At 57.8% G+C, this 6000-nt stretch carries 6 protein-coding genes; 2 read left to right on the top strand and 4 right to left on the bottom strand.

Going from position 1 to position 6000, the window contains the following annotated elements:
- Window positions 1-173: 173 nt before the first annotated feature.
- Window positions 174-1082, bottom strand: coding sequence for a LysR family transcriptional regulator (locus Q1K49_RS04130; protein WP_300523113.1), 909 nt, complete (start codon window positions 1080-1082; stop codon window positions 174-176).
- 144 nt (window positions 1083-1226) lie between these two features.
- Between Q1K49_RS04130 and Q1K49_RS04125 the strand changes: the two genes are divergently transcribed.
- Together Q1K49_RS04125 and Q1K49_RS04120 are read left to right on the top strand one after the other, a co-directional pair.
- A complete protein-coding gene (locus Q1K49_RS04125; RefSeq protein ID WP_300523110.1) occupies window positions 1227-2639 on the top strand; it encodes a Na+/H+ antiporter NhaC family protein in 1413 nt (470 codons plus the stop codon).
- Between the two features lie 198 nt (window positions 2640-2837).
- Window positions 2838-4019: an amidohydrolase gene (locus Q1K49_RS04120; protein ID WP_300523108.1), complete on the top strand. Its 1182-nt coding sequence runs from the start codon at window positions 2838-2840 to the stop codon at window positions 4017-4019.
- A gap of 216 nt (window positions 4020-4235) precedes the next feature.
- On the opposite strand, the gene Q1K49_RS04115 is transcribed toward Q1K49_RS04120, so the two are convergent.
- The 3 genes from Q1K49_RS04115 to Q1K49_RS04105 all read right to left on the bottom strand — a co-directional run bounded on the left by Q1K49_RS04115 (window position 4236) and on the right by Q1K49_RS04105 (window position 5777).
- Entirely contained in the window at window positions 4236-4481 is a 246-nt protein-coding gene (locus Q1K49_RS04115) for a (2Fe-2S)-binding protein (protein ID WP_300523105.1), read from the bottom strand.
- 101 nt (window positions 4482-4582) lie between these two features.
- Entirely contained in the window at window positions 4583-5287 is a 705-nt protein-coding gene (locus Q1K49_RS04110; protein WP_300523103.1) for an aromatic aminobenezylarsenical efflux permease ArsG family transporter, read from the bottom strand.
- Entirely contained in the window at window positions 5280-5777 is a 498-nt protein-coding gene (locus Q1K49_RS04105) for a nitrophenyl compound nitroreductase subunit ArsF family protein (protein ID WP_300523100.1), read from the bottom strand. The genes Q1K49_RS04110 and Q1K49_RS04105 overlap by 8 nt, the downstream gene beginning before the upstream one ends.
- Window positions 5778-6000: the final 223 nt, after the last annotated feature.

Here is a 6000-nt window from a genome sequence, read left to right as displayed (position 1 = left end):
GAGGAATGGTGCAGTACGAAGGGGCGCTTGCAAGCGCCCCTTCGTACTGCACCATTCCTCGCCCCGACTCGATAGCGCACAAGATCTTTTGAGAGGAGCAGATCTTTCCACAACACGACGACAGGCACCGGATCAAGAGGTCCTCTTGCTGTGCGCCACCACAGCGAAAACCCTTATAATCCCTTGCGGATGATCTCCAGAGCATCTCCCACAAAACTCGGCATGTACTTCTCCTCCTTGTGGATCGCAACGAACTCTATCGTAAAGGGAGTTTCTCCCACCAAAAAGTAGCGCGGCTCCGGTGCAAAGGAAAAATGTCTCGCGTAGGTGTCCTTGACGAAAGAGACGCCGATGCCGAGCGCCGACAACCGGGTGGAGGTCTCGATATTTTGAATCTCGATGATCCGAGACGGAGTGATCTTCATGCTGCGCAGCAGCCAATCGCTGAATATCCGTTGACTTTGCCACGGCCCCTGCAAGATGAAGGTCTCGTCACCGAACCGTCTTAGATCGATCCAGTTCCGGCCGTACGCGGGAAGCCATTTCCCACTGCCTGCAAGAGGGTGGTTCGGGGAGACCGCCAACAGAAGAAACTCCTCCGTGATTTTGATGCACGTGAAACCCGGCAGTTCCCGGATTCTATCGCATAACACCAGGTCCAGTTCATCCTCGTGGAGCATTTTTTCCAGCTTTTCCATCACACCCTCAGCGAAAGAAATCTCCACCTCGGGATATTTTTCGCCGAATTCTTTATAAAACTCAGGAATGATGTAGGGCGACCTACGCATCTGCATGCCGATGCGCAAGCGCCCGCGACGGTCGTTCTTCAGGCCGGAAAGGTTTTCGTCGAACTCCGACTTGAGGAAAAACATTCTTCTCGCCGCACGGAGATAGAGCTCCCCCGCATAGGTAGGCATCAATCCCTTCGAGGACCTCTCGAACAATTTCACCCCGAGCGCTTCTTCCACACTACGCACAAACGAACTGAGAGCCGGTTGTGAAACATGAAGTTTTTCAGCCGCCCTGGTGATGCTTTTACACTCCGCAACGGTGAGGATATACAGCTGCTCCTTCAGGTTCATGACGTCCTCCCCGAGCCATAGGTTTATCCTATGCGTTCCATCGTTTTTTAGTATTTTACAGCATTTTATGCACCTCGTATCCTTACGGCGTCCACAGAACATTCCGTAGGGACGACGGCACATTTCATCGAGGAGGAATCGCTCATGTCAGGTATGGGAGCAGCGGCAGCAAAAAAGTTCAAGGTCCCGCATACACTGGTCATCATCATCCTGTTCATCCTTTTCGCGGTATTCCTCACGTGGGTCATTCCGGCAGGGGAATTCGACAGAGTCACCAATGCGGCGGGAATCAAAGTCATCGATCCCGCAAGCTTCCGCACGATTTCGAGCAAGCCCGTGAGCATTTTCAGCATACCCGACTTCATCGTGGACGGTTTCGCAAAGAGCGCCAGCCTGTTTTTTCTGCTGCTCTTCACTGGCGGTGCCTTCGACGTGGTCGTCAGCAGCGGCGCCCTCCAATCCTGCGTCGCCAAGGTGGCGAAAAGATATGCTTCCAAAGAAAGCATCTTCATTCCGATCCTGACACTGCTCTTCGCACTCATCTCAACCACTCAGGGCGTGAACACCTTCATCGGCTTCGCACCCGTCACGGTCCTCATCGCAAGAGCGATGGGTTTTGATTCCATCGTCGGTGCGGCAGTCATTCTCCTCGGTGGAGCCGTGGGGTTTTCCACGGGGACCCTGAATCCGAGCACCACCATCGTCGCCCAGGAAATCGTAGGACTTCCGCTTTATTCGGGAATCGGGTATCGTTGGATCTGTTTCTTCGTGTTCCTTCTCGTCACCAACCTCTACCTGATCCGGTATGCGAAAAAGATCCGGCTCCATCCCGAACTGAGTCCCATGTACGATCTCGACGTGGCCGACACCTCGGTTTCGGACAATGATCTTGATTCCTTCGGCGATGTGACACTCCGAAAAAGCCTCGTGCTGGTGAGCCTCGTGGCAGCTCTCGGAGTCATCGTGTACGGCGGAGTCAAGCTCAATTGGGGGCTCAATGAAAGCAGCGCCGCCTTCATCTGGTTGGGGATCATCGCCGGAATATGCGCCGGGTTCTCCCCCAGCAAGATCGCTTCGTGTTTCGTCGCCGGAGCGAAACGCATGGTCGCCGCCGCACTCATCATCGGCCTGGCACGCGCCGTCTCCGGGGTGCTCTCCGCCGGACTCGTTCTCGACACGGTCGTCAACGGCCTTGGACGCGCCCTGCTGGTGGTTCCCACATTCCTTCAGGCCATAAGCATGTACATCGCAAACCTCGTGGTGAATATCTTCATCACTTCCGGCAGCGGCCAGGCGGCGGTCATCATGCCCATCTTCGCCCCGATCGCCGACATGGTGGGCATCACCAGACAAACGGCGATTCTGACATTCAACTTCGGTGACGGCTTCTGCAACTACATTCTGCCGACCTCGACGGCGCTCATGGGCATTCTCGGTGCGACGAACATTCCCTACGACAGGTGGATGCGTTTCATGTGGCGACTCTTTCTCATCTGGGTTCTCCTCGGCTCCGTGCTCTCCCTGATCGCCCAGATCATCAACCTTGGGCCGGCATGATCACCACCGACGGAGACGCAACGGCAAGGACACGCCGAGACTTTTCATCGCTGCAGCCGTTCGGGTTCTCGCTTTTTCCGGGCACCAATCCTGTTTCCGGCACACCTCGCTCTTCAGAGGTCATGCTTCAGACACGACACAGGACAACACCGCAACGTAAAATATTTTTCAAAAAGCAAGAGAATGGAGTTGTTTTTCGTGCAGAGAAAAGAACGTCTTTTCACGCTCCTGGATGAGAAAAAGGCAACTCTGACCGCCATGGCCGACTTTCTCTTCGACAATCCGGAGACAGCCTTCGAAGAGCATAAAGCCGTCGACGTGCTCACACGGTATCTCGAAAAAAGCGGTTTTGCCGTCGAGAGAGGTGTCGGAGCCCTTCCCACCGCTTTTCGCGCCGTGTATGAAAACGGATCCGGCGGTCCATCCATCGGATTGCTCTGCGAGTACGACGCATTGCCCGGAATGGGACACGGGTGCGCCCATCACATTCAGGGTCCGGCCATTGTCGGCGCCGCCGAAAGCATCAAAGCGGTGATGAGCGACGGCGCACCGCCCTATCGCCTGGTCGTGTACGGAACCCCCGGCGAAGAAGGGGGGGGCGGAAAGATACACATGCTTGAAAACGGCTGTTTTCGGGACATCGATCTTGCACTGATGACCCACGGCGGCCCCGCCACACAGACGGACGTGAAAAGTCTCGCTCTGGCCACGCTCACGGTGACGTTCCACGGAAAGAGCGCACACGCCGCACTGAAGCCGGAACAGGGACGCAGCGCTCTCGACGGGCTTCTCCTCTGTTTTCAGGGGGTGGAATTTTTTCGGGAACACGTCCGGGAGGACACGCGGATGCACTACACGATCCTCGACGCGGGCGGCCCTGCCAATGTCGTTCCCGAGCGGGCACAGGGAGAATTCATCTTTCGGTCGTACAGCTCCGTCCATCTCGACGCGATTTTGGAACGTTTCGACGACATCGCCAAGGGAGCGGCCCTCATGAGCGGGACCACCGTCACACTCCAGAGAATGAAACGGCTTGAGAGCAAGATCCCGGTTCTCGCGCTCAACGAGCTCCTGATGCACAACGCGGAACTCGTCGATGCCCCGACGCGGCGCCCTCCCCGGGAGAAGACCGGCTCCACAGACTTCGGCAACGTCACCTCCGTGCTTCCCGGAGCGGTCATTCGCGTCGCTTTCGTTCCCGAAGGAACGCCGTCTCACTCCCAAGAGTTTCTCCGCGCCGGAAAAAGCGATGAAGCCCACGCGGCACTGCTCTTCGCCGCGAAGATCCTCGCCGGAACATGCTGTGACATCCTGGAAAATCCGGAACTGATACAAAAAATCACCGCTGATTTCACGGCGGCGAAGAAAGAGGCGTGTTGACGCTTCGGACGGACACCGGCGACTCCTCGTTGCGCCGCTGGATTGTGTGTGTCGGGTTGTACAAAAAAGTTTTCATGGTGTTCGGCAACCACCGGGAACGGTTACGGCACACACCGTCCGGGAACGAGGGAACGCAAACACGAAGGGGACACGTTGCACGCGTCCCCTTCGTCGTGTTGTTCTCCTTCCGGCAAAAAGCGGTGCACCGCCTCTCTTTCAGCAGTCACCGCCACAACTGCAGCCACAACCGCAGCCACCGCTCCGCATTGCCCGAAGGGCCGTCAGGTACACGTCCAGGATTCCCTGAAGATTTTCCGCGCAACAGTCTCCACAGGCCCCCGTCGCGGCGGCGATATCCGCCACCGTCTCGGCGCCCTGGGCGATGGCGCGCACCACGTCACGCTTGGTCGTTCCCGTCGCGGCGCACACCACGGTGTGCTGCGACGCTTTTTCCCAATCCATGTGCTCTTCCTCCTCGTCGTCTCGATTTTGTCCCATGTGTTTTATTTCCTTGCACTGCATCCTTTTTGCGTCGAACTCCGACGCGAGGCACCCTTCTTTGCTCACCACCGAAGAAGCGTCACGCCGAAAATATCCCGCAGGGACAGAAACAGCCCGAGCAGCACAAGAACGGTCCCTGTGGAAATCCGAAGAACTTTTTCAACCGCCTGAATCCGCCCGAAGGCTTTCCCGGCACCCTTCAGGCCATAGGCCACGAGAAATGCGGCGCCCACGGCGGGTAAGGCCGAGCCCAGTCCGAACGCTGCGGGAAGGGCGAGGAACGAGCCCGTCTTCACCACCAGGGGAAGCAGATTGCCGAAGAACAGGGCCGCCGACACGGGGCAGAAGGACAGCGCCAACAGCGCCCCCAGAAGAAACGTCCCCAGATCTCCCAACCGGGAAAGGCGTTCCTGCACGCCCATTCCTATTCCCTTGCCGACGGAGGGGAAGGTGAGGAGTTCCAGAAGGACCATGCCGGTGAGGATGAACAGAGGGCCGAGAAGTTTACCCATCTCCCCCTGGAGAAAGGCGGAAATTCGCGGCAGCGACGCAAGTCCCCAGGCGGGAAGAGCCGCGAGAAACACGTAGGCCACACCCCTGCCGATGCCGTAGAGAATGCCCCCCCGCAGCGCCGCGAAGGGATCGCTCACCCGGCGGGCAAGAAAGGCCACCATGGCGAGATTGCTCGCCAGAGGACAGGGACTGAGAGAGAGAAGAATGCCCAACCAGAAGGCACCTCCCAGCGCAACAAAGAGGGCGCTATCCATCCCGCCCCTCCAGGAAAGCGCGACACGACTCCTGCACGTAGGTCACATAGGAGGGTTTGTCGTTCAGGAGATTCCAGATGCGGTCCAGATTCTTCCAGCGAAGAATTTCGTCGCCCCTCTGTTCGGTGAGGATCACCGACTGGGTGGTGAGGGCGAAATCGTCCAGGAAATGCCGGTTCTCCGCCTCCATGACATCCACGGAAAGAAAATGTATCTTTCCTGCGGCAAGTTCCTGGGAAAAAGCCTGCTCCACCGCCTCTTTGGCGTACTCCTCAAGGAGCGTACACGAAACGCACCGGGCCGCACCATGGAAGTAATACACCATGATGGTCGTTCCTTCCGCGCCCCCTCCGGACTCCTTCACCGTCTCCGTCTTTCCCGCTTCCGTCGTCCCGGACCGCCGCGCTCCTCCGAGCCCCCACCAAGCCAGGCTTGCCGCGAGAAAAAGCACTAAAACTCCCGTGATCCACCGCCGCATCGTCGTGTTCATGAATGTCGAATCCCTCCATCGTATCGCGGTAACATCCGTGGCAAGCTCTGCATAACGCCACACCAAACTCTCCTCGCGTCGCGTCGCGCTCTGCGAGACCTTCGCAAAGCCAACGTGGCCTTATTGCAGAGGTCTCTTGGGTTTGCGTTTCTCGGAAGTCCGTTTTTACCGCCAGAGGCCACCCTGTCTCCGGCAAAAACGGCACCGGCATGTTGCATCCTCC

It is taken from the genome of Aminiphilus sp. (assembly GCF_029975095.1).
Taxonomy (GTDB): domain Bacteria; phylum Synergistota; class Synergistia; order Synergistales; family Aminiphilaceae; genus Aminiphilus.
This window is presented reverse-complemented; position numbering and strand designations above follow the sequence as displayed.

Excerpts from the sequence above, each read along its gene's own strand:
- Q1K49_RS04130 (WP_300523113.1), bottom strand. The coding sequence starts at position 1,082 with ATGAACCTGAAGGAGCAGCTGTATATCCTCACCGTTGCGGAGTGTAAA.
- Q1K49_RS04125 (WP_300523110.1), top strand. The coding sequence starts at position 1,227 with ATGTCAGGTATGGGAGCAGCGGCAGCAAAAAAGTTCAAGGTCCCGCAT.
- Q1K49_RS04115 (WP_300523105.1), bottom strand. The coding sequence starts at position 4,481 with ATGGATTGGGAAAAAGCGTCGCAGCACACCGTGGTGTGCGCCGCGACG.
- Q1K49_RS04110 (WP_300523103.1), bottom strand. The coding sequence starts at position 5,287 with ATGGATAGCGCCCTCTTTGTTGCGCTGGGAGGTGCCTTCTGGTTGGGC.
- Q1K49_RS04105 (WP_300523100.1), bottom strand. The coding sequence starts at position 5,777 with ATGAACACGACGATGCGGCGGTGGATCACGGGAGTTTTAGTGCTTTTT.